Annotated in this window: 16 protein-coding genes; 15 read left to right on the forward strand and 1 reads right to left on the reverse strand. The window is 59.0% G+C overall.

Features of this window, described 5'->3' with window-relative positions; all coding sequences use genetic code 11:
- The first annotated feature begins 1 nt into the window (after position 1).
- From prfB to argH, 8 genes are all read left to right on the forward strand, one after another.
- Positions 2 to 1,109, forward strand: a protein-coding gene (gene prfB / locus ABEV74_RS14835; RefSeq protein ID WP_145977134.1) for a peptide chain release factor 2 whose coding sequence is annotated in 2 segments (ribosomal slippage) — positions 2 to 73 and positions 75 to 1,109 — 1,107 coding nt in all. Because the reading frame shifts where the segments join, the coding sequence is not laid out codon by codon here.
- A gap of 228 nt (positions 1,110 to 1,337) precedes the next feature.
- The gene (gene argC / locus ABEV74_RS14840; protein ID WP_430147015.1) at positions 1,338 to 2,387 is read left to right on the forward strand and encodes an N-acetyl-gamma-glutamyl-phosphate reductase; all 1,050 of its coding nucleotides are present in this window, start codon (positions 1,338 to 1,340) and stop codon (positions 2,385 to 2,387) included.
- A 90-nt stretch (positions 2,388 to 2,477) separates the two neighbouring features.
- Entirely contained in the window at positions 2,478 to 3,713 is a 1,236-nt protein-coding gene (gene argJ / locus ABEV74_RS14845) for a bifunctional glutamate N-acetyltransferase/amino-acid acetyltransferase ArgJ (protein WP_062490383.1), read from the forward strand.
- Positions 3,714 to 3,746: 33 nt separating this feature from the next.
- Positions 3,747 to 4,541, forward strand: a complete 795-nt coding sequence (argB, locus tag ABEV74_RS14850) for an acetylglutamate kinase (protein ID WP_430147018.1) — start codon at positions 3,747 to 3,749, stop codon at positions 4,539 to 4,541.
- 20 nt (positions 4,542 to 4,561) lie between these two features.
- Positions 4,562 to 5,740 (forward strand): acetylornithine transaminase, encoded by a 1,179-nt coding sequence (gene argD / locus ABEV74_RS14855; RefSeq protein WP_213530538.1) that lies wholly within the window; start codon positions 4,562 to 4,564, stop codon positions 5,738 to 5,740.
- Positions 5,741 to 5,800: 60 nt separating this feature from the next.
- The gene (gene argF / locus ABEV74_RS14860; RefSeq protein ID WP_062490394.1) at positions 5,801 to 6,757 is read left to right on the forward strand and encodes an ornithine carbamoyltransferase; all 957 of its coding nucleotides are present in this window, start codon (positions 5,801 to 5,803) and stop codon (positions 6,755 to 6,757) included.
- 19 nt (positions 6,758 to 6,776) lie between these two features.
- On the forward strand, positions 6,777 to 8,015 hold the full coding sequence (locus ABEV74_RS14865) for an argininosuccinate synthase (RefSeq protein ID WP_062490401.1): 1,239 nt from the start codon (positions 6,777 to 6,779) through the stop codon (positions 8,013 to 8,015).
- 151 nt (positions 8,016 to 8,166) lie between these two features.
- A complete protein-coding gene (gene argH, locus ABEV74_RS14870; protein WP_430147022.1) occupies positions 8,167 to 9,582 on the forward strand; it encodes an argininosuccinate lyase in 1,416 nt (471 codons plus the stop codon).
- Positions 9,583 to 9,816: 234 nt separating this feature from the next.
- Here argH and ABEV74_RS14875 read toward each other — a convergent pair whose 3' ends face one another.
- Positions 9,817 to 10,332: a hypothetical protein gene (locus ABEV74_RS14875; protein ID WP_430147025.1), complete on the reverse strand. Its 516-nt coding sequence runs from the start codon at positions 10,330 to 10,332 to the stop codon at positions 9,817 to 9,819.
- Positions 10,333 to 10,651: 319 nt separating this feature from the next.
- Here ABEV74_RS14875 and ftsE point away from each other — a divergent pair, with 319 nt between their 5' ends.
- The 7 genes from ftsE (at position 10,652) to uvrB (ending at position 21,236) form a co-directional block, all read left to right on the forward strand.
- Complete coding sequence (gene ftsE, locus ABEV74_RS14880; RefSeq protein ID WP_213530542.1) at positions 10,652 to 11,338, forward strand: cell division ATP-binding protein FtsE; 687 nt, start codon at positions 10,652 to 10,654, stop codon at positions 11,336 to 11,338.
- Positions 11,328 to 12,245 carry a permease-like cell division protein FtsX gene (ftsX, locus tag ABEV74_RS14885; RefSeq protein ID WP_430147028.1) on the forward strand — a complete coding sequence of 306 codons (918 nt, stop codon included), beginning with the start codon at positions 11,328 to 11,330 and terminating at the stop codon, positions 12,243 to 12,245. Before ftsE ends, ftsX begins: the two co-directional genes overlap by 11 nt.
- Positions 12,246 to 12,256: 11 nt before the next feature.
- A complete protein-coding gene (locus tag ABEV74_RS14890) occupies positions 12,257 to 13,513 on the forward strand; it encodes a murein hydrolase activator EnvC family protein (RefSeq protein WP_430147031.1) in 1,257 nt (418 codons plus the stop codon).
- 117 nt (positions 13,514 to 13,630) lie between these two features.
- Positions 13,631 to 15,094 carry a S41 family peptidase gene (locus ABEV74_RS14895; protein ID WP_213530544.1) on the forward strand — a complete coding sequence of 488 codons (1,464 nt, stop codon included), beginning with the start codon at positions 13,631 to 13,633 and terminating at the stop codon, positions 15,092 to 15,094.
- A gap of 181 nt (positions 15,095 to 15,275) precedes the next feature.
- Positions 15,276 to 16,559 (forward strand): PDZ domain-containing protein, encoded by a 1,284-nt coding sequence (locus ABEV74_RS14900; protein WP_430147034.1) that lies wholly within the window; start codon positions 15,276 to 15,278, stop codon positions 16,557 to 16,559.
- 270 nt (positions 16,560 to 16,829) lie between these two features.
- Positions 16,830 to 19,022, forward strand: coding sequence for an alpha-galactosidase (locus ABEV74_RS14905; protein ID WP_430147037.1), 2,193 nt, complete (start codon positions 16,830 to 16,832; stop codon positions 19,020 to 19,022).
- Positions 19,023 to 19,253: 231 nt separating this feature from the next.
- Positions 19,254 to 21,236, forward strand: a complete 1,983-nt coding sequence (gene uvrB / locus ABEV74_RS14910) for an excinuclease ABC subunit UvrB (RefSeq protein WP_145977314.1) — start codon at positions 19,254 to 19,256, stop codon at positions 21,234 to 21,236.
- Positions 21,237 to 21,372 lie beyond the last annotated feature (136 nt).

Raw genomic sequence — 21,372 nt, forward strand, 5'->3', positions numbered from 1 at the left:
TATGATCGACGTTGCGGTAAAGCAAGATTTGCGCGAAATGGCTAAGCGGCTCCAAGATCTCAGGGGGTCTCTTTGACTTAGATCTGAAGCGTGAAATGATCGCGAACTATGAAGTAAAAATGTCCGCGCCCGATTTTTGGGACGACAACGAGCGGGCGCAGAGCCTGATTTCCGAGCTGAACGGCATCAAGTCCGTCGTCGAGCAATACGAGAAGCTGGTCGCCGAACAGGAGGACCTGCAGGCGATGCTGGAGCTGGCGGAAGAGGAAGGCGACGAATCGCTGGAGGAGGAGCTTGCGCAAGGCGTTGCGGAGCTTGTCCGGAAGGTCGGCGAATTCGAGCTGCAGCTGCTGCTCAACCAGCCGTACGACAAGCTCAACGCCATCCTGGAGCTGCATCCCGGCGCGGGCGGCACCGAATCCCAGGACTGGGCCCAGATGCTCTACCGAATGTATACGCGCTGGGCGGAGAAGCGGGGCTTCAAGGTCGAAGTGCTCGACTATCTTCCGGGCGACGAGGCCGGCATCAAGAGCGTCTCCCTTCTGATTAAAGGGTACAACGCCTACGGTTATCTGAAAGCCGAGAAGGGCGTGCATCGGCTGGTGCGGATTTCCCCGTTCGATGCTTCCGGACGCCGTCATACCTCGTTCGTATCCTGCGACGTCGTGCCGGAAATCGACGACAGCATCGAGATCGAGATTCGTCCCGAAGACCTGAAAATCGATACGTACCGTTCCAGCGGCGCGGGCGGCCAGCACGTCAACAAGACGGAGTCGGCGATCCGGATTACGCATATTCCGACGGGCATCGTTGTGGCCTGCCAGACGGAGCGTTCCCAGATTCAAAACCGGGAACGGGCCATGAACATGCTGCGTTCCAAGCTGTACGAGCGGAAGATCGAGGAACAGCAGCGCGAGCTGGCGGAAATTCGCGGAGAGCAGCAGGACATTGCCTGGGGAAGCCAGATCCGCTCTTATGTGTTCCATCCGTACAGCATGGTGAAGGATCATCGGACCTCCGTGGAAACGGGCAACGTCGGCGCGGTGATGGACGGCGATCTGGACCTGTTCATCGACGCTTACTTGCGCAGCCAGATCCGGAAGGAATAGGCGCCGCGCCATGCGGCGGCAACCGGAACAAACGGCCGGACAAAGAGTTCCGACACTTGATCGATTCGATCGACAGGTGTGGAACTCTTTTTGATTTACCAGACATTCGAGCATTGTATTTATATTAATGCGAGTGTATAATAATACGAAAACCGGCGGGTATTTCCACTGTCATTCGGATCATGTACAATTAGATAGTTAGGAATATAAGATAGGAGAGACGGACCCATGAGTTCCAAGGTGAAGGTGGCGATTATCGGCTCGACCGGCTACGGAGGCGTCGAGCTGATTCGTCTGTTGGCGTCGCATCCGAACGCCGAAGTGACGTCGGTCGTATCGTCGTCCAGCGCCGGCTCCTCGATTGCGGAGGGCTATCCGCATTTAACCGACATTCGCGCCGACACGCTGGACGGCGTCGACGCGGCGGCGATCCGGGCCAAGGCCGACGTCGTGTTTACGGCTACGCCGGCGGGCGTAGCGGCAAAGCTGGCGCCGGAACTGCTGAAGAAGGGTTTGAACGTTATCGATTTGTCCGGCGATTACCGGCTTCGCTCGGCGGAGGTTTACCGCGAATGGTACAAGAAGGAACCGGCCGACGCGCGGTATTTGGCCGAAGCGGTATACGGCCTGGCCGAAATTTACGGAGACAGGGTGCGGGGAGCCCGTCTCATTTCCAATCCGGGCTGTTATCCGACGGCGACGCTGCTCGGTCTGCTGCCTGCGGTAGCTGAAGGCTATATCGACCCGGCGACAATTATTATCGATGCCAAGTCGGGCGTATCCGGAGCCGGGCGCGGCGCGAGTCTCGGCACTCATTATTCGGAACTGAACGAAAACTTCAAAGCTTATAAAGTGAACAAGCATCAGCATATTCCGGAAATCGAGCAGGTGCTGTCCGATACGGCCGGCCGTCCGGTCGTGACGACCTTTACGACGCATCTTGTGCCGATGACTCGCGGTATTATGAGCACGATGTACGCGACGGTACGGGAAGGGCTGAAGACCGCAGATTTCATCGAGCTGTACCGCCGTTATTACGAGGGGCGGCGCTTCGTCCGGGTCCGTCCGGAAGGCGTCCTGCCGGCGACGAAGGAAGTATGGGGCTCGAATTATTGCGATATCGGGTTCGCGGTCGACGAACGGACCGGCAGAGTGACGATCGTTTCGGTGATCGACAATCTGGTCAAGGGAGCGGCCGGCCAGGCCATTCAGAACCTGAACCTGTCCATGGGCTGGGACGAAACGCTCGGCCTGAATTTTATTCCGGCCTATCCGTAAGATACAAGGCCGATCGAAGCGGCGGCGGTCCGGAAGTTTGCCGGCCGAGCGCGGCACGTCTATATTCATGGCGAAGGAGAAACGATTCAGATGGTACAGGGGACTGCTGCACCGTATACCGTCGTGCCGGACGGTTCGATTACAACACCGCAAGGATTCAGGGCCGGAGGACTGCACTGCGGATTGAAGAAGACGACCCGACACGATCTTGGCGCGATCGTGTGCGAAGTGCCGGCGGCCGCGGCCGCCGTCTATACGACGAATCTCGTTCAGGCGGCGCCGCTCAAGGTTACGCGCGACAGCCTCGGGGACGGGCGCCTGCGCGCCGTGCTTGTCAATAGCGGCAATGCCAATGCTTGTACCGGCAAGCGGGGAGAAGAGGATGCGTTCCAGATGCGAGCTTCGTTCGCCGCAGCCGCGGGACTGGCGGCCGGCGATATCGCGGTGGCGTCCACCGGCGTCATCGGGGAACCGCTTCGGATGGACCGCGTGCTGGACGGCATCGCGAAGCTTCCGGCTGCGCTGTCGGCCGACCGTGCCGGTGCGGACGCCTTCTCACAAGCGATACTGACGACGGACCTGGTCGAGAAGACAGGGTGCGTCAAGCTGGAAATCGACGGCCGGACCGTCCATGTGGCCGGCGCGGCCAAAGGCTCCGGCATGATTCATCCGAATATGGCGACGATGCTCGGCTTCGTCACGACGGATGCGGCGATCGGTTCCGAAGCGCTGCAGCGCCTGCTGCGGACGACGACGGATCGGACCTTCAACATGATTACGGTCGACGGCGATACGAGCACGAACGATATGCTTGTAGCGATGGCCAGCGGCCTGGCGGGCAACCGCGAGCTGACGGAGGACCACCCGCAGTGGGCGCAATTCGCCGCAGCGTTCCGTTTTATTTGCGAAACGTTGGCGAAGGCGATCGCCCGCGACGGCGAAGGCGCGACCAAGCTGATCGAGGTGCGGGTAAGCGGCGCGGCGGACGAGGCCGCGGCGCGGGCCGTCGCGAAGACGATCGTCGGCTCGTCGCTTGTCAAGTCGGCCGTATTCGGTGCGGACGCCAACTGGGGCCGGATTATCGCGGCGGCGGGACGCGCGGGCGTGCCGATCGACCCCGATGCGGTCGATATTCGGATCGGCGATATTGTTACGCTCGAACGGTCGCGTCCGATTCCGTTCGACGAGGAGGCGGCGCTCGCGTACTTGAAGGGCGACACGATCGTCATCGCCGTCAATCTGAACATGGGCGCGGGCGAGGCGATCGCTTGGGGCTGCGATCTGACGTACGATTACGTGCGCATTAACGCCGCTTACCGCACCTGATCGGCGCGCGGGAAGAAAAGGGGAAACGGTCAGATGGAACAACGGTTTGTGATGAAATGCGGCGGCAGCACGTTGGCCGCCTTGCCGGACTCATTCTTTGCGGAGCTAAGGGACTTGCAGCAGTCGGGCGTCCGCCCGGTTATCGTGCACGGAGGCGGCCCGGCCATATCGGAAACGTTGGCAAAGCTCGGCATCGAGACGGAATTTGTGAACGGTTTGCGCAAGACGAGCGATGCCGTGCTGGATGTTGTGGAGATGGTGCTGGCCGGCCGCATCAACAAGGAAATTGTGCGCCGCATCCAGCAAAGCGGCGCCAGGGCGCTTGGCCTGTCGGGCGTGGACGGCAAGCTGATCGGCGCCCGCCCGGTTGCGAACAGCGCGGAGATCGGCTTCGTCGGCGACGTGACGGACGTGAACGCGGCCATTGTCGAAGGGATCATGGCAATGGGTTATATTCCGGTCATCGCGCCGATCGGCATCGATGATGCCGGGCAGCGCTACAATATCAATGCGGATACCGCAGCGGGAGCCGTCGCCTCGCATCTCGGCGTGGAACGGATGATAGTCGTCACGGATGTGCCCGGCATTCTGAAGACGGTGGACGGCGAGCAGCGGGTGCTGCCGTCTGTCACCGTGGTGGATATCGAGGCGATGATCGAGAACGGTGAAATCTATGGCGGGATGATCCCGAAAGTGCGCGCCGCCATTCAATGCATACAGGGACGGGTGCGCGAAGTCGTCATCGTCAAAGGCGGCGCCCCCGGCGTTCTGCGCCGCGCGGTTCTCGAAGGCGGCGTCGGTACGCGCATCGTGCAGACTGAAGTCTGAGGAGAAAGGTGGAACGGAATATGAGCGAACAGTCGCTGTTTCCGACATACGCCCGCTTTCCGATCGCCCTTGTCAAAGGAAAGGGAAGCTGGGTATGGGACGATCAAGGCAACAAATATCTGGATTTCATGAGCGGCCTGGCGGTCGCCAACCTGGGTCACGCCCCGGACAAGATCAAGCGGGCGCTGATCGACCAGTTGGACCAGCTGTGGCATGTGTCGAACCTGTTCCGCATTCCGAAGCAGGAGGAAGCGGCCAAGGCGCTGACGGACCATACGTGCGCCGATGCCGTATTTTTCTGCAATTCGGGGGCGGAAGCAAACGAGGCGGCCATCAAACTGGCGAGAAGATACCATCAGAAGGTGCTGGGCAACGGGCGTTATGAAATCGTGACGTTTGTTCAATCGTTCCACGGCCGTACTTTGGCGACGTTGACGGCGACGGGGCAGGACAAGGTCAAGGACGGCTTCCTGCCGCTGCCGGACGGTTTCAAGTATGTGGAGCTGCACGACATGGCCGGCCTGGAAGCGGCGGTGAGCGACAAGACGGCCGCCGTCATGCTGGAGCCGGTGCTTGCCGAAGGCGGCATCCATCCTGTCGATCCGGCGTTTATGCGCGCTGTGCGGGAGCTGTGCGACAAGCGCGGTCTGCTGCTCATTCTCGACGAGGTGCAGACCGGCATGGGACGGACCGGCAAGCTGTTCGCGCATGAGCACTACGGGATCGAGCCGGATATTTTCACCGTGGCCAAAGGTCTTGGCAGCGGCTTCCCGGTCGGGGCCATGCTGGCCAAGGAGAAGCTGCGCGAAGCGTTCCCGCCCGGCAGCCACGCGTCGACGTTCGGCGGCACGCCGCTTGCCTCCGCCGCCGTCAAGGCGACGGTGGAGACGATGGTGGAGGAGCGCGTGCCGGAGCGCGCCGCGGAGATGGGAAGCTATCTGATGGAGCGGCTGCGGGAGAAACTGGCCGGTCATCCGCTTGTGAAGGAGATCCGCGGCATGGGGCTGATTGTCGGCATCGACTGCGTACAGCCGGTAGCCGAATTGGTGAGGGAGGCGCAGACACAGGGGCTGCTCGTTGTCACGGCGGGACCGAATGTGTTGCGTCTGCTGCCGAACCTGCTCGTAACGCGCGAGGAGATCGATCAGGCGGTCGGCATTCTGGCGAACCTTTTTGCCGGCAGGACGGCTCAAGTATAAAAGGTGTTTTCGGAGAATATTACGAGAAGAATCCCCAGCCGAAGGAGGGAATTGCGCAATATGCAAGATTTGGTGAAGGATGACATTGCGGCCAGCCTGAAAGGACGCGATTTTCTGGCCTTGGCCGATTACCGGCCGGAAGAGATACGGTATCTGATCGATAAGGCTATCGAACTGAAGCGCAAACAGAAGGCCGGCGAACCCCATCATCTGCTGAAAGGCAAAACGCTCGGCATGATTTTCGAGAAATCGTCGACCCGCACCCGTGTTTCGTTCGAGGTCGGCATGTACCAGTTGGGCGGTCAGGCGCTGTTCCTGAGCCGCAACGACCTGCAGATCGGCCGCGGCGAGACGATCGGCGATACGGCGCAGACGCTGTCGCGCTATCTGGACGGCATCATGATCCGCACCTATGCGCACCGGACGGTGATCGAGCTGGCGCGCGCGGCGACGATTCCGGTCATCAACGGCTTGAGCGACCAGTCGCATCCATGCCAGGCGCTGGCGGATTACCAGACGATTCTGGAGCATAAAGGAAGGCTGGAAGGGCTGAAAATGGCCTATATCGGCGACGGCAACAATATGGTGCATTCGCTGCTGATGGGCGCGGCCAAGCTTGGCGTGCATATGTCGGTGGCGACGCCCGAAGGCTACGAGCCGGACGAATCCATCATCCAGCAAGCGCGGGAGAACGCCGCCGCTACCGGCGCCCATATCCATGTCTGCCGCGACCCGAAAGAGGCGATCGCCGACGCGGATATCGTCTATACCGACGTATGGGCGAGCATGGGCTTCGAGGCGGAGCAGAAGGAACGCGAGATCGCTTTTGCGAATTATCAGGTAAACGACGAGCTTGTCCGGTACGCGAAGAAAGATTATCTGTTCATGCACTGCTTGCCGGCGCACCGCGGGGAGGAAGTCAGCGAGAGCGTTATCGACGGGCCGAATTCCATTATTTTCGATCAGGCGGAGAACCGGCTGCATGCGCAGAAGGCGATCATGGCCGCGATCATGTAAGACGGAGGAGAAAGAGCTTATGGCGAAAGACAAAATTGTGCTGGCCTATTCGGGCGGTCTGGATACGTCGGTCATTCTGAAATGGCTGAAGGAAACGTACGACGCGGAAATAATCGCGTTTACCGCTGACATCGGACAGAAGGAAGAACTGGAAGGGCTTGAGGAGAAGGCGCTCGCGACCGGCGCTTCCAAGGTGTATATCGACGATCTGCGCGAAGAGTTCGCACGGGACTTCATCTTTCCGATGTTTCAGGCGGGAGCTCTCTATGAAGGGCAATATTTGCTCGGCACCTCGATCGCCCGCCCGCTGATTGCGAAGCGGATGGTGGAGATCGCCCGCGCCGAGGGAGCGACGGCGATCGCGCACGGCGCAACCGGCAAAGGCAACGACCAGGTGCGTTTCGAATTGGCCGCCGCCGCTCTGGCGCCGGATATTGCCGTTATCGCGCCGTGGCGCATCGAGGCATTCCGCGAGCAATTCCCGGGACGCGCGGAGATGATCGCTTATGCCGAGAAGCATGGCATTCCCGTTCAGGCAACCGCGGCGAAGCCCTACTCGATGGACCGCAATCTGCTGCACATCAGCTTCGAGAGCGGCCTGCTGGAGGACCCATGGTTCGATGCCAGCGCCGAATCCAACAAGGACATGTATATTTTGAGCGTATCGCCGGAGGATGCGCCTGATCAGCCGGAGTATGTGGAACTCGAGTTCGAGAAAGGGAACTGCGTGGCGGTCAACGGCGAGCGGCTCCATCCGCTCGGCGTCATGGAGAAGCTGAACGAGCTGGGCGGCAAACACGGCATCGGCCGCGTCGATATGGTGGAGAACCGCTTCGTCGGCATGAAGAGCCGCGGCGTATACGAGACGCCCGGCGGCACCATTCTATTTGTCGCTCACCGCAAAATGGAGTCGCTCACGATGGATCGCGAGGTCATGCACTTGCGCGACTCGCTGATTGCGAAATACAGCCAACTCGTGTACAACGGATTCTGGTTTGCGCCGGAGCGTCTGGCGCTGCAGGCGCTCGTAACCGAGAGCCAGAAGAACGTGACGGGCGTCGTTCGCCTCAAGCTGTATAAAGGCAACGTGATCGGCGCGGGCGTCAAAAGTCCGGTCAGCCTGTACAATCCCGATATCGCCACGATGGAGGCCGATCCTTCGAAGGCTTACGATCAAGGCGACGCGACCGGCTTTATCCGGCTCCATGCGCTCCGGCTGAAAGTGTCGGCCGGAGTCGAGCAAAGCAAGAATCGGTAATTCACCGTCTGAAATCAGGCCCCGGCGAACCGAGCCGGGGCTCCTTGGCGCCAAGGCGACCATTTTTCCCGTTCGATGCTTTGTGCGCCTTCGCCTTGTCGCGGACAGGGCGGACAGACTGTTCAGCGGGGATGAAGGAGTGAAAGAAAACGTGAGCAAGCTGTGGGGCGGCCGGTTTACGAAAAAAACCGACCAACTGGTGGAAGAATATACGGCCTCCATTATGTTCGACAAGGAATTGGCCGAAGAGGATATACAGGGGAGTCTGGCGCACGTCTCCATGCTCGGCAAGCAGGGGATACTGCCGCAGGAAGACGTCGAAAAGATCAAGGAAGGGCTGCACCGGACGCTCCAGCGAATCCGCCGCGGCGAGATCGAGTTTTCCGTGGCGGACGAAGACATCCATATGAATATCGAGAAGACGCTGATCGAAGATATCGGCCCGGTCGGCGGCAAGCTGCATACCGGCCGCAGCCGGAACGATCAGGTGGCGACGGATATGCATCTTTATTTGCGCAAGCGGGTCGTCGAATTCGTCGATTTGCTGCAGAAGCTGCAGTCGGCGCTGATCGGACAGGCGAAGCGCAATCTGGATACGATCGTGCCCGGTTACACGCATTTGCAGCGGGCGCAGCCGATTTTGTTCGCGCATCATCTGATGGCATATGTGTCGATGTTCGGCAGAGACATCGAGCGCCTGCAGGACAGCTACAAGCGGATCAATACGCTGCCGCTCGGCGCAGGCGCATTGGCGGGAACGACGTTCCCGATCGATCGCCATTACGTGGCGCAGCAGCTCGGCTTCGAACGGATATACGAGAACAGTCTGGACGCCGTCAGCGACCGCGATTTCATCCTTGAATTTCTGTCCGCCGCGTCGATCATTATGATGCATCTGTCCCGACTGTCGGAGGAGCTGGTGCTCTGGTCGAGCACGGAGTTCCGGTTTATCGAGCTCGACGACGCCTTCTGTACCGGCAGCAGCATTATGCCGCAGAAGAAAAATCCGGATGTGCCGGAGCTGGTGCGGGGCAAGACGGGCCGCGTATACGGCCATCTGATGGGACTGTTGACGGTGCTCAAGTCGCTGCCGCTCGCTTACAACAAGGATATGCAGGAAGACAAGGAAGGCATGTTCGATACGGTCCGCACGCTGCAGGGGGCGCTGCAGCTGTTCGCGCCGATGATCGAAACGATGAAAGTGAACAAGGAGCGGATGCGCCAGGCCGTCAATCAGGACTTCTCGAACGCGACGGACATCGCCGACTTCCTCGTCGGCAAAGGAATGCCGTTCCGCCAGGCGCACGAAGTGATCGGCAAGACGGTGCTGTACTGCATTCAGCACAACAAATATTTGCTCGACTTGACGCTGGACGAGTTCAAGCAGTTTTCCGAGCTGTTCGACGACCGCATTTACAGCGTGCTGCAGCCGGAGCGGGTCGTCGACGCCCGCAACGTCTATGGCGGAACCGCCAGAACGCAAGTGGCCGACGCGATCGGCCGCGCCGAGAAGGAGATTGAACAGACGGCCGCCTGGGTCGCCGAACGGACCCGTGACAGCCGCTGACATCTGGCCCGCATAGGCGACATGACTGTGCCATCATGTCCGCCTGGCGCAACGGTCGCATTGGGCTGCCATGAGCGCCCCGGAACGCTGCCGCTGGTAACCCGCTAGCGATGAGTGGGAACGAATCGCGGATAACCCGCCAATTATTCGTCTTATAGGCGACTGGCGCCCGGCTCGAAAAAGCCGCATTCTTCGAACGACTTGCGTTGGGAGAGCGCGGCTTTTTTCTTTCGTTTATTCGCCCTTCGAAGGGACTTCGGTTTTTTCGGGCGTTTGGGCTCCGGCTTTTGCCGGCGTCGCCGTTTCCTCGCTTTTCGCCGTCCATCCCCATTCGCCTTTAAACGATTTCTCGAACAAATCCCGCCGGAAACTGAATGACAGCTCGAACGAGCGCGGAAACCGGTAACGGTATTTTGCGCGCTCCCAGACGCTTCCTTCCCTGAGCCGCAGCAGCGCCGTCCGTACCGTCTCAAGCTCGGCGGCCAGTTTGAGCTCCTTGATCGTCCAACGCTTCGCTTCTTCATCCTCAACGGCGATTTCGCCCTGCCATTCCTCCTCCGCCGCCTTCTGAAGCGCATGCAGCGCCGCAAGTGCGTCGTCGATCGGCATGCCGCCGATGTTCAGCTCGCCCACCGTCGTATTTGCCGGCAGCACCGGCTGATCGGCGTACAGCGCGAGTCCTCCCCAGCCGGCGGCGGCAAGCAGCAGCAGGGAAAACAAAACGATCCACAGCATATGCAGTTGCTTCAACAAGCGATCACCCCGCAAGAGTCGTCGTCGGTCTTTCACCAATATATGTGACCGGCTTGCCGGGAAGAAGCTTAAAAACGGCCGGCTGACAGGCGGAAGAAGGGCTGACAGGCGGAATGGAATCGCGGCGTTTCGACACAAGACGGCCCAAGCCCCGCCAAGCGCGACCGTCTGTCGTCCGAAGGGCGCGATTTATTCGTCGAATGCGCGCGTTCCTTCGCGGAACGAAACGAAATATGTGAAAATCCTTTAATCGCAAGAGGATTTCATCTGTTGCTGTCGAAATCAATTATGCTGATATTTTACAGGATGTGATATTGTGATTGAGATGCAGGACATCTGGAAGACTTACCCCGATGGTACGCACGCGCTTCGCGGCGTATCCGTTCGTATAGACCGCAACGAATTCGTATATCTCGTCGGGCCGTCGGGAGCCGGAAAATCCACGTTTATGAAGCTGATCTACCGCGAGGAAGTGCCGACCAAAGGACAAATATCCGTCAACGGCTTTAATATCGGAAAGCTCAAGCCTCGGAAAATTCCGTACGTGCGCCGCAATATCGGCGTCATTTTTCAGGATTTCCGCCTGCTGCCCAAGCTGACCGTTTACGAGAATGTCGCGTTTGCGATGGAAGTTATCGAAGCGCCGCGCCGCATTATGCGCAAACGGACGATGGAGGTGCTTGAACTTGTCGGCTTGAAGGACAAGCATGCCAGCTTGCCGGCTCAGTTGTCCGGGGGCGAGCAGCAGCGCGTAGCGATCGCCCGCGCGATCGTCAACAATCCGACCGTCATCGTGGCGGACGAACCGACCGGCAATCTGGACCCCGACACATCATGGGAAATTATGGGCTTGCTCGAGGAAATCAACTTTCGCGGTTCGACGATCGTCATGGCGACCCATAACCGGGAAATCGTCAATTCGGCCCGCAAGCGCGTCATTGCGATCGAAAACGGCATCATCGCACGGGATGAGGTAAGAGGGGAGTACGGGTATGAAACTTAGGACCCTTCTGCGCCATTTCCGGGAAGGGGCGAAAAATGTCGTCCGCAATGGGTGGATGTCGTTTGCCTCGATGAGCTCGATCGTCATTTCGCTGTTCATCCTCGGGGTTTTTCTGCTTTTGACGATGAATGTCAACAGTCTTGCCGATCAGATCGAAAGCCGGGTAGAAATTCGCGTATTTTTGCAGCTGGATGTCGATCAGGCCAAGCAGGACGAATTGGAGAACAAAATCAGGAAGCTGCCCGAAATGAAAAATGTCGTATTCGTCTCCAAGGAAGAAGGTCTCGAGCTGCTGCGCAAAAATTTGGGCGAGGAGAACAGCGACCTGCTGGAAGGCTACGACGAGGAAAGCAATCCGCTCCCCGATTCGTTCACCGTCGAGGTGCTCGATCCCCAATCGATCGCCTACGCGGCTGAGAAGATCGAAGCGCTCAACAAGGAAGATAACACGCAACCGATCATGAGCGTCAGGTACGGACAAGGGACGGTTGAGACGCTGTTCAAAATTACGAACGCGATCCGCAATATCGGTCTTGTCATCGTGCTGGGGCTGGGCGTAACGGCCATGTTTCTGATTTCCAACACGATCAAGATGACGATCGTCGCAAGACGCCGGGAAATCGGCATTATGAAGCTGGTCGGCGCGACGAATTCGTTTATTCGCTGGCCGTTTTTTATCGAGGGAGCGCTGATCGGCATTTGCGGTTCGGTGCTGACGACGGTTATTTTGCTGAGCGGCTATGCGAAGCTGGTTCAGGCGTCGCAGATGGAGCTGGGGCTGATGATGATCAAGCTTGTCTCGTTCGAGGATGCCGGCTGGAAGGTCGCTTTGCTGCTCATCGGTCTTGGCACGCTGCTCGGTATTTGGGGAAGCACCTTGTCGGTGCGAAAGTATCTGAAAGTGTAGGTGGTCATGGAGTGAGAAGAAGGCTTGCCTTTCTGGCGGTCGCCGTACTGGCGGTCATCATGCTGCAGCCGGCGGACAGCCAGGCTTCATCGCAGATCGAGAAGATCGACAAGCAACTGGAAAAGATCCGAAACGATATGAACGCGATTTCCACCAGCAAGAACAAATGGGAAGGGTACATGCAAACGCTCATCCACCGCAAGGACGATACGGAAGCCAGCCTGCAAAATCTGATGCTGGAGATCGACAAGGTCGATTCGCGGATGAGCGCCGTCCAGGACCAGTTGATCGAAGCGGAGGCGGCACTGTATAAGACGGGCCAAGAGCTCGAGGAAGCGGAAAAACGGGTGAAGCTGCGCGACGAGCTGCTGCAATCCCGGATGCGCCTCATGTATATGAACGGTTTCGTGTCCTATATGGACGTTCTGCTCAGTTCGACAAGCTTCAGCGATTTTGTCGACCGATTCGATGCGCTTAAGTCGATTTTGTCGCAAGACCGGGAAATTCTGGACGAACATAAAAGAGACCGGGAGTTGATCGTTCAGAAGAAAGCCGAAATGGAAGTGCAGCTTGCCAATGTCGAAAATTTATACGGCAAGCTCAAAGACTATCAGATGTTGCTCGCGGATAAAGAGGAACAGCGTCAAGTGCTGCTGGCCACTTACAGCCAAAAGATCGATAACCTGAGCGAATTCAGCAAGGAGCAGGAGGAGCAGTTGATCAAGCTGGCTCGTCAGGTGTCGGAGCTGGAGAAAGAGAAGAAAGATATTCGCCGACGCGAGGAGGAAGAGCGTCGGGCGCGCGAAGCGGCGGCAAGAGCGGCGCGCGCGGCCCAAAATTCCGGCTCCGCTGCGGTCAAGTCGCTGGGGGGCGGGGCGCTCGCCGTCCCGATTGCTTCAGGGTACCGGCTCAGTTCGGATTTCGGTACCAGAATTCATCCGGTTACCGGCCAGCGCAAACACCATGCAGGGATCGATTTGGCGGCGCCCGAAGGGACGAGCATTTATGCGGCCGAGTCGGGGACGGTCATCGTCGCCCAGAAGATGAGCGGTTACGGCAACGCGGTCATTATCGATCACGGCGGCGGGATGTGGACGCTGTATGCGCATATCCGCAACGGCGGAATCGAAGTTCAGCAGGGCGATTCGGTCAAGCGCGGGCAGAAAATTGCCGAAGTCGGCATGACGGGCACCGCGACGGGTCCGCATTTGCATTTTGAAGTGCGGATCAATGAAGAGCCGGTCAATCCCACCCCCTATTTACAGTAAGGAGCCGCCTTCTGCGCCTCGGAACAATCGGTCCGGCACCGCCTGCAAATAAATGGCTGCGGCTTGTCATATACTAGGAAAGTCTCAAGTCCGGTCATATCGAAGGTGGTGAAGCTTGTGCAGTTCAAAGGACGCACCGTCGCGGCGTTCGTCTTGCTGACGATGGTCGCATCGGTGCTGGTGACGCTGACGGTAACCGAAGGGTTGTACGGTATTCCGTCCGCAGCGCTTCAATCCGGCACGGCGCCGGCCGTGCAAGCGGGGCAGTCAGGATTGAGCGGCGAGGAAATGAATAAGCTTAATGCCGTCGTATCGCTGATCGAAAGCAAATTTTACCGGGACGTCGACCGGAACAAGCTCGTGGACGGGGCGATCAACGGGATGATGGGCGCGCTGGACGATCCGTACTCCGTATATATGGAGAAAGATACGGCAAAGCATTTTTCCGAGGAAGTCGTTGGGTCTTTTACCGGAATCGGTGCGGAAGTGACGATGGAGAACGGCAAGGTGGTCATCGTATCGGCGATTAAAGGCTCGCCGGCCGAGAAGGCGGGGCTATTGGCAAAGGACGTTATCGTGTCGGTCAACGGCGAGAAGCTTGCCGGCGTGCAGCTTAGCGATGCTGTTGCCAAAATCCGCGGTCCGAAAGGAACGAAAGCCAAGCTGCAAATTATGCGGGATGGGGTGCCGCAGCCGATCGAGCTGGAGCTTGTGCGGGATGAAATCGATGTCGAGACCGTCTTCGCCAAGCTGCGTCCGGACGGCATTGGCGTCATCGAGATCCGCCAGTTTTCGCTCCATACCGGCGAACGTTTCGCCGAAGAACTGGAAAGTCTGGAAAGCCGGGGAATGAAAGGGCTCGTGATCGACGTGCGCAACAATCCCGGCGGCGTATTGCCGGTCGTCGTTTCCGTCGCGCAGCCGTTCGTGCCGGAAGGCAAGCCGATCGTCATGGTGGAAGACCGGAGCGGCAAGCGGGAGATGACGGTGTCGAAAGGAAGCGGCAAGCCGTATCCGGTAGCCGTGCTGGTGAACAAAGGAAGCGCGAGCGCATCCGAAGTGCTGGCAGGCGCGCTCGGCGAAGCCGGAGGCGCGGTTATTGTCGGCGAAACGACGTTCGGCAAAGGTACGGTTCAGGTGAGCTACGACAAGGTGACCGGCGACGGAAGTCTGATCAAGATGACGGTCGCCAAGTGGCTGACTCCCAAGGGAAACTGGATTCACGAGAAAGGCATCAAGCCGGATGTCGAAGCGAAGCCGCCGGCGATATATACGGTGCCGAGATTGTCACGTTCCGCCGTTTTGAAGAAGGAAGCGATCGGCCAGAACGTCAGGAGCTTGCAAGTGATGCTTGACGGGACCGGTTATGAGCCGGGACGGAAGGACGGCTATTTCAGCGATGAAACGGAGGAGGCGGTCATCCGGTTCCAGCGGGATTCCGGCCTTCCGGCAACCGGGCAAGTCGACGATCGGACCGCGACCGCGCTTGAATTGAAAGTAATCGAGCGGATACGGGACGAGCGCTACGACACGCAGCTGCAACGGGCTGTCGAGGTTGTCGCGGAACGGATCGGGCGTTAACCGCGGCCGTTCGTTACGAAGACCTTATCAGGCAGGATTTACATGTTGTGACGTCGAAAGGGGTTAAGGCTGGCTCTGGTTGTCAGGGTCAGCCTTTTTCAAATCGCGTGCCGTCAGAAGCGACGCTTCCGGTGTTTGCGGCTGCGAAGGCGGCTCAATTTCAAGAACAGGGGGGACTTCATTGGAGACGGATTGGTTGCGAATCGTCCGGGATGCGTTGCTGGGCATCTTGTTCCAACCCTTTTACTATATCGCGATATTATTGATTGTCATGCAATATTTGCGGCAAATTCGCCAGGAGCGACAGTTGTTTGGCGTCAAGCTGCTTCATTGGCAAGGTCAGCTCGTTCGCGCCGTTGCGGCGGGGTGGATCATCGGTCTGGTCCTGTCCGTTGTCGGCATATTTGTCGGCTTCAGGCTTACGCCCGATGCGGTACTGTGGCTGTGGGGAATATCGGTGCTGCTCGCCCTGCTGCGCGTGCGGTTTCTGTGCTTCGCCTATGCGGCCGGCGCGCTCGGCTTGCTGCAGCCTGCTGTCGTCGCGCTCGGTCTGCCGGACAGCGGCGGCTGGATCGGACGGATGGCGGATTCATTGGCGCAATTGGATATCGCCGGCCTGCTGCTCCTCGTGGCGCTGCTTCATTTGGCCGAAGCGCTGTTGGTGCGCGTACAGGGGGACCGGCTGTCGACCCCGCTGTTTCTGCTGGGGAAGCGGGGTAAGCTGGTAGGCGCTTACGCTTTGCAGGGCTATTGGCCGGTGCCGCTGTTTCTGCTCGTGCCGGCAGCCTCCGGCATACCCGGTGCAGAGCTGCCGTGGATGCCGCTCGCCGGCGATGGCGGCGGGTACGGCTGGACGCTGCTGGCGCTGCCGACTTTGGTCGGTTTCAGCGAGTTGACCCGCACCATGCTGCCGGAACGTAAAGCCGGACGGATCTATAGGGGACTGCTGCTATACAGCATCGGGCTCGGAGCCGTCGCAGCCGCCGCTATCGCATGGGCGCCGCTTGTCCCGATTGCGGCGCTGTTTGCGCTTTTGCTCCATGAAGCGCTCATTTGGGCCGGGCGGCTGGAGGAGTCGACGGCCGCGCCGCTGTATGTCCATCCGCCGGAAGGTCTTCGCATACTGGGTGTCGTTCCGGGGACGCCGGCGGAAGCGATGGGCCTGATGTCGGGCGAAGTGCTGCTGAAGGTGAACGGCATGAGCGTCAGGACGCGCGACGATCTGTACCGGGCGCTCCATTTGCAATCGGCTTACGCGAAGCTGGAAGTGCTGAACCGCGACGGCCAGCAAAAGTTTGTGCAGCGCGCCCGCTATGCCGGCGACCATCATCAATTGGGCGTCATCTTGGCTCCGGACGACCAGGCCGGCTATTATGTGGAGCCGGGAGCCGTCTCCGCGCTCGGCCTGCTGCGCCGCCGCCGGGATGCGAAACGGCGGGAGACGGCCGCGCCGCCGCTGCCGTAACCGCTGCTGCTGTGGGGGTGGCAGACTGTCGGCGGACGGGCTCATTCATCCTTGAATCCAAATTTCTCCAAGTTTCTCCAAGGGGACCTTGCACGAACGAGGTCCTCTGCCTTTTGCTAACGAATGAACTTCTCCCCTCCGGTATGGAGCCGAACCTTGACTACATTTGTCCATATCCTGCATAAAAGTGTCCATACCATTTCCGAGACGAATATGTCACAATGAATGCGGCTTTACCGCAACATTGAAGCAGGAGGTCGATTGAACGCGATGCCGATTTTTTACGATATGGACAAGCAGCTGTTTCATTTGCAAACCTGCCGCACCAGCTACGCATTTCTATTGGTTCATTCGAAATATCCGTCACATTTGTATTGGGGAAGGCGCGTACGCGGCCGCAATCTGGATGCGCTGCTCGAGCTGAAGGAACGGGCGTCGTTCAGCCCGACTCCCGATCCGGCCGATCGGCGGTTGTCGTTCGATACGCTGCCGCACGAATATCCGGGGTACGGCAACTCGGACTTCCGTATGCCCGCGTTCCAGGTTCAATTGCCGGACGGCTCTACCGTCTCGGATTTGCGCTATGTTACGCACCGCATCATCGACGGAAAGCCCGAGCTCCCCGGTCTGCCCGCCACCTATGCGGAGGATGGCGATGCCGTGCAGACACTGGTGTTGACGCTGCGGGACGAACGAACCGGTCTGACCGTCGATCTCAGCTACAGCGTGTTTGAAGAGCTGGACGCCATCACCCGCTCCGTACGCTTGACGAACGGCGGCACCGAACCGCTGAAGCTGCTCCGCGCGCTCAGCATGAGCCTCGACTTTGCGCACGACCGGTTCGATTTGCTGCAGCTGTCCGGCTCCTGGGCGCGGGAGCGGGATTTGTTCCGCAGCCGTCTCCGTCCCGGTTTGCAGGCGATCGAGAGCAGACGGGGCTCCAGCAGCCATATGCAAAATCCGTTTATCGCCTTGCTCGCGGAAGGCGCGACAGAGGATTACGGTGACGTGTACGGCGCCAGCTTCGTATATAGCGGCAATTTTCTGGCCGGCGTGGAAGTCGACCAGTTCCGGACGGCCCGCATGTTCATGGGAATCAATCCGTTCGATTTTTCCTGGCATTTGGATGCGGGTGAGAGCTTCCAGACGCCGGAAGCGGTTCTCGTTTACTCCGCCGAAGGGCTCGGCGGCATGTCGCGCATCTATCACGACTTGTACCGGTCGCGCCTGTGCAGAGGGCGGTTCCGCGACGAAGCGCGTCCGATACTCGTGAACAATTGGGAAGCGACATACTTCGATTTCGACGCCGACAAAATCGAAGCGATCGCCCGGCAGGGCAAGGAACTCGGCATCGAGCTGTTCGTGCTCGACGACGGATGGTTCGGCAAGCGCGACGACGATACGACTTCGCTCGGCGACTGGTTCGTAGACCGAAAGAAGCTGCCGCTCGGCCTCGAGGATCTTGTCCGGCGGGTAAAGGAGCTGGGCATGCAGTTCGGCCTCTGGTTCGAGCCGGAAATGATTTCGCCGGAAAGCGAGCTGTACAGGGCCCATCCGGATTGGTGTCTTCATGTCGAGGGACGGCATCGCACAACCGGCCGGAATCAGCTTGTGCTGGATTTGAGCCGTCAGGATGTGCGGGACTATCTGGTTCAAACGATCGGGGGCATTCTGGAGAGCGCGCCGATCACGTATGTCAAATGGGATATGAACCGGAACATGACGGAGATCGGCTCCGCCCTGCTACCGCCGCACCGTCAGCGGGAGACGGCGCACCGCTACATGCTCGGTTTGTATGAGGTGCTGGAGCGGATTACGTCGGCGTTCCCGCATATCCTGTTCGAAAGCTGCTCCGGCGGCGGCGGCCGTTTCGATCCGGGCATGCTGTACTATATGCCGCAGACGTGGACAAGCGACAATACAGACGCGATCGCGCGGCTGCGCATCCAGTACGGGACGAGCATCGTCTATCCGGTCAGCTCGATGGGCGCGCATGTTTCGGCGGTGCCGAACCATCAGGTGGGGCGCGTAACGCCGCTTGCGACCCGGGGAAATGTGGCGATGTCGGGCAACTTCGGCTACGAGCTGGACCTGACGCGGTTTACGGAAGAGGAGAAAATCGAGGTGGCGCGCCAGGTGGCGCTGTACAAGGAAATCCGGCACCTCGTCCAGTTCGGCGATTTCTACCGGCTGCTCAGCCCGTTCGAAGGCAACGATGCGGCATGGATGATGGTATCGAAGGACAAACGCGAAGCTTTTGTCGTATTCGTCACCGTATTGAATGAGGCGCATCCGCCGCTCGGACGTTTCAGGCTGAAAGGATTGGACCCGGACCGGAACTACCGGCTGGTCGATACGGACCAAATTTATGGCGGCGATGAACTGATGTTCGCCGGATTGCCGAAGCCGTTGTTCCGCAGCGATTTCGGCAGCAAGATATACCGTCTTAAGGCTGTGGAATAAAGGAAAGCACGAAGCTGCCGCTTGGCGAAAGCGGCAGCTTCGCCGTTTCACCCAGCATCCACCGATTGCACGCAGGAACGTTTATCTGTATAATAGGAACACATATTCTTATTTTGGACGGTTTTCCGTCAACTGGAACGGAATCTCGATCTAACGCAGCATAGCTTTTAGATATGATATTGCGGCAAATACGGAAAGATGGGGTGAAGAACGGTGAACGACGTAACGCTCATGTCCAGGAAGTTCGAGCTGGTGTCGGATTACGAGCCGCAGGGCGACCAGCCGGAAGCGATACGCAAATTGGTCGAGGGCGTCCGAAACGGCGTGAAGCACCAAACGCTGCTCGGCGCGACCGGAACCGGCAAGACGTATACGATCGCCAATACGATCGCCCGGCTGAACCGGCCGACGCTCGTCATTGCGCACAACAAGACGCTGGCGGCCCAACTGTGCAGCGAATTCAAGGCGTTTTTTCCGAACAATGCGGTTGAATATTTCGTCAGCTATTACGACTATTATCAACCGGAGGCTTACATTCCTTCATCCGACACGTACATCGAGAAGGATTCGAGCATTAACGACGAGATCGACAAGCTTCGACACTCGGCGACGAGTGCGCTGTTCGAGCGGCGAGACGTCATTATCGTGGCGAGCGTATCGTGCATCTACGGTCTCGGTTCGCCGATGGAATACAAGAACCTCGTCCTGTCGCTGCGAACCGGAATGGAGAAGCCGCGCGACGCCATTCTGCACAAGCTGGTCGATATCCAATATCAGCGCAACGACATCAATTTCGTGCGCGGCACGTTTCGGGTGCGTGGAGATATAATCGAAATTTTTCCCGTTGCGAACAACGAACGGGCTATTCGCGTGGAGCTGTTCGGCGACGAAATCGAACGGATTACCGAAATCGACGTGCTGACTGGCGAAATCATCGGCGAGCGCGATCATGTCGCCATCTTCCCGGCATCCCACTTCGTCACTCACGAGGATACGATGAAAAAGGCGCTGATCAATATCGAGCGGGAACTGGAAGAACGTCTGGCGGAACTCCGGGGGCAGGGCAAGCTGCTGGAGGCGCAGCGTCTGGAGCAGCGGACGCGGTACGACATCGAAATGATGCAGGAGATGGGATTCTGCTCCGGGATCGAGAACTACTCGGGACCGCTGACGTTCCGGGAAAGGGGCGCCACTCCCTACACGCTGCTCGATTACTTCCCGGACGACATGCTGTTCGTCATTGACGAGTCCCATGTGACGCTGCCGCAAATCCGGGCGATGTACAACGGCGACCGCGCGCGGAAAGAGGTGCTCGTCGAGCACGGCTTCCGCCTGCCGTCCGCGCTTGACAACCGCCCCCTCCGGTTCGAGGAATTCGAGCAGAAGATTACCCAGATCATCTATGTTTCGGCTACGCCGGGTCCCTACGAGCTGGAGCATTGCCCCACGATGGTCGAGCAAATTATACGGCCTACCGGCCTTGTCGACCCGGTGATCGAAGTTCGTCCGACCAAAGGACAGATCGACGATTTGCTCGGCGAAATCCGCGACCGGATCGCCAAGGACGAGCGGGTTCTCGTGACGACGCTGACGAAGAAGATGGCCGAGGACTTGACCGATTATTTGAAGGAAGTCGGCATCAAGGTCCGTTATTTACATTCCGACATCAAGACGCTGGAGCGGATGGCGATTTTGCGGGATTTGCGGCTCGGAACGTTCCATGTGCTGGTCGGCATCAACCTGCTGCGGGAAGGACTCGACTTGCCGGAAGTGTCGCTTGTCGCCATACTGGACGCCGACAAGGAAGGATTTTTGCGCGCCGAGCGTTCGCTTATTCAAACGATCGGCCGGGCTGCGCGAAATGCGGAAGGCCGGGTCATCATGTATGCCGACAGGATCACCGACTCCATGGACAAGGCGATCAAGGAGACGGAGCGCCGGCGCTCGATCCAGCTCGCTTACAACGAGAAGCATGGCATTACGCCGCAGACGATCCGCAAAAAAGTGCATGACGTCATCGAAGCGACGCGGGTTGCGGAGCAGAAATCCGATTACTTGACGGAATCCGGCGTTTCGAAGATGTCGAAGAAGGAGAAGCTGTCGCTCATTCAGCGGCTGGAGGCGGAAATGAAGGAGGCGGCCAAATCGCTGCAGTTCGAACGGGCCGCCGAGCTTCGCGACGCGCTGCTGGAACTGCGGGCGGAGCTGGACTAAGCGCCAGACCGGCGCCCGCCCGCTCGGCGCGACAGGCCAATAGCCGGAGGGGCGCGACTAGAATCGGGAACAATCGTCAATAGTGGTAAATAAGCATCTCGATCGGCAGCGACGGTAGGTCAAGCCCGTGTTCCGA

It is taken from the genome of Paenibacillus cisolokensis (assembly GCF_050481165.1).
Classification (GTDB): Bacteria; Bacillota; Bacilli; order Paenibacillales; family Paenibacillaceae; genus Paenibacillus_AH; species Paenibacillus_AH cisolokensis.

Excerpts from the sequence above, each read along its gene's own strand:
- argC (WP_430147015.1), top strand. The coding sequence starts at position 1,338 with ATGAGTTCCAAGGTGAAGGTGGCGATTATCGGCTCGACCGGCTACGGA.
- argJ (WP_062490383.1), top strand. The coding sequence starts at position 2,478 with ATGGTACAGGGGACTGCTGCACCGTATACCGTCGTGCCGGACGGTTCG.
- argB (WP_430147018.1), top strand. The coding sequence starts at position 3,747 with ATGGAACAACGGTTTGTGATGAAATGCGGCGGCAGCACGTTGGCCGCC.
- argD (WP_213530538.1), top strand. The coding sequence starts at position 4,562 with ATGAGCGAACAGTCGCTGTTTCCGACATACGCCCGCTTTCCGATCGCC.
- argF (WP_062490394.1), top strand. The coding sequence starts at position 5,801 with ATGCAAGATTTGGTGAAGGATGACATTGCGGCCAGCCTGAAAGGACGC.
- ABEV74_RS14865 (WP_062490401.1), top strand. The coding sequence starts at position 6,777 with ATGGCGAAAGACAAAATTGTGCTGGCCTATTCGGGCGGTCTGGATACG.
- ftsX (WP_430147028.1), top strand. The coding sequence starts at position 11,328 with ATGAAACTTAGGACCCTTCTGCGCCATTTCCGGGAAGGGGCGAAAAAT.
- ABEV74_RS14905 (WP_430147037.1), top strand. The coding sequence starts at position 16,830 with ATGCCGATTTTTTACGATATGGACAAGCAGCTGTTTCATTTGCAAACC.
- uvrB (WP_145977314.1), top strand. The coding sequence starts at position 19,254 with ATGTCCAGGAAGTTCGAGCTGGTGTCGGATTACGAGCCGCAGGGCGAC.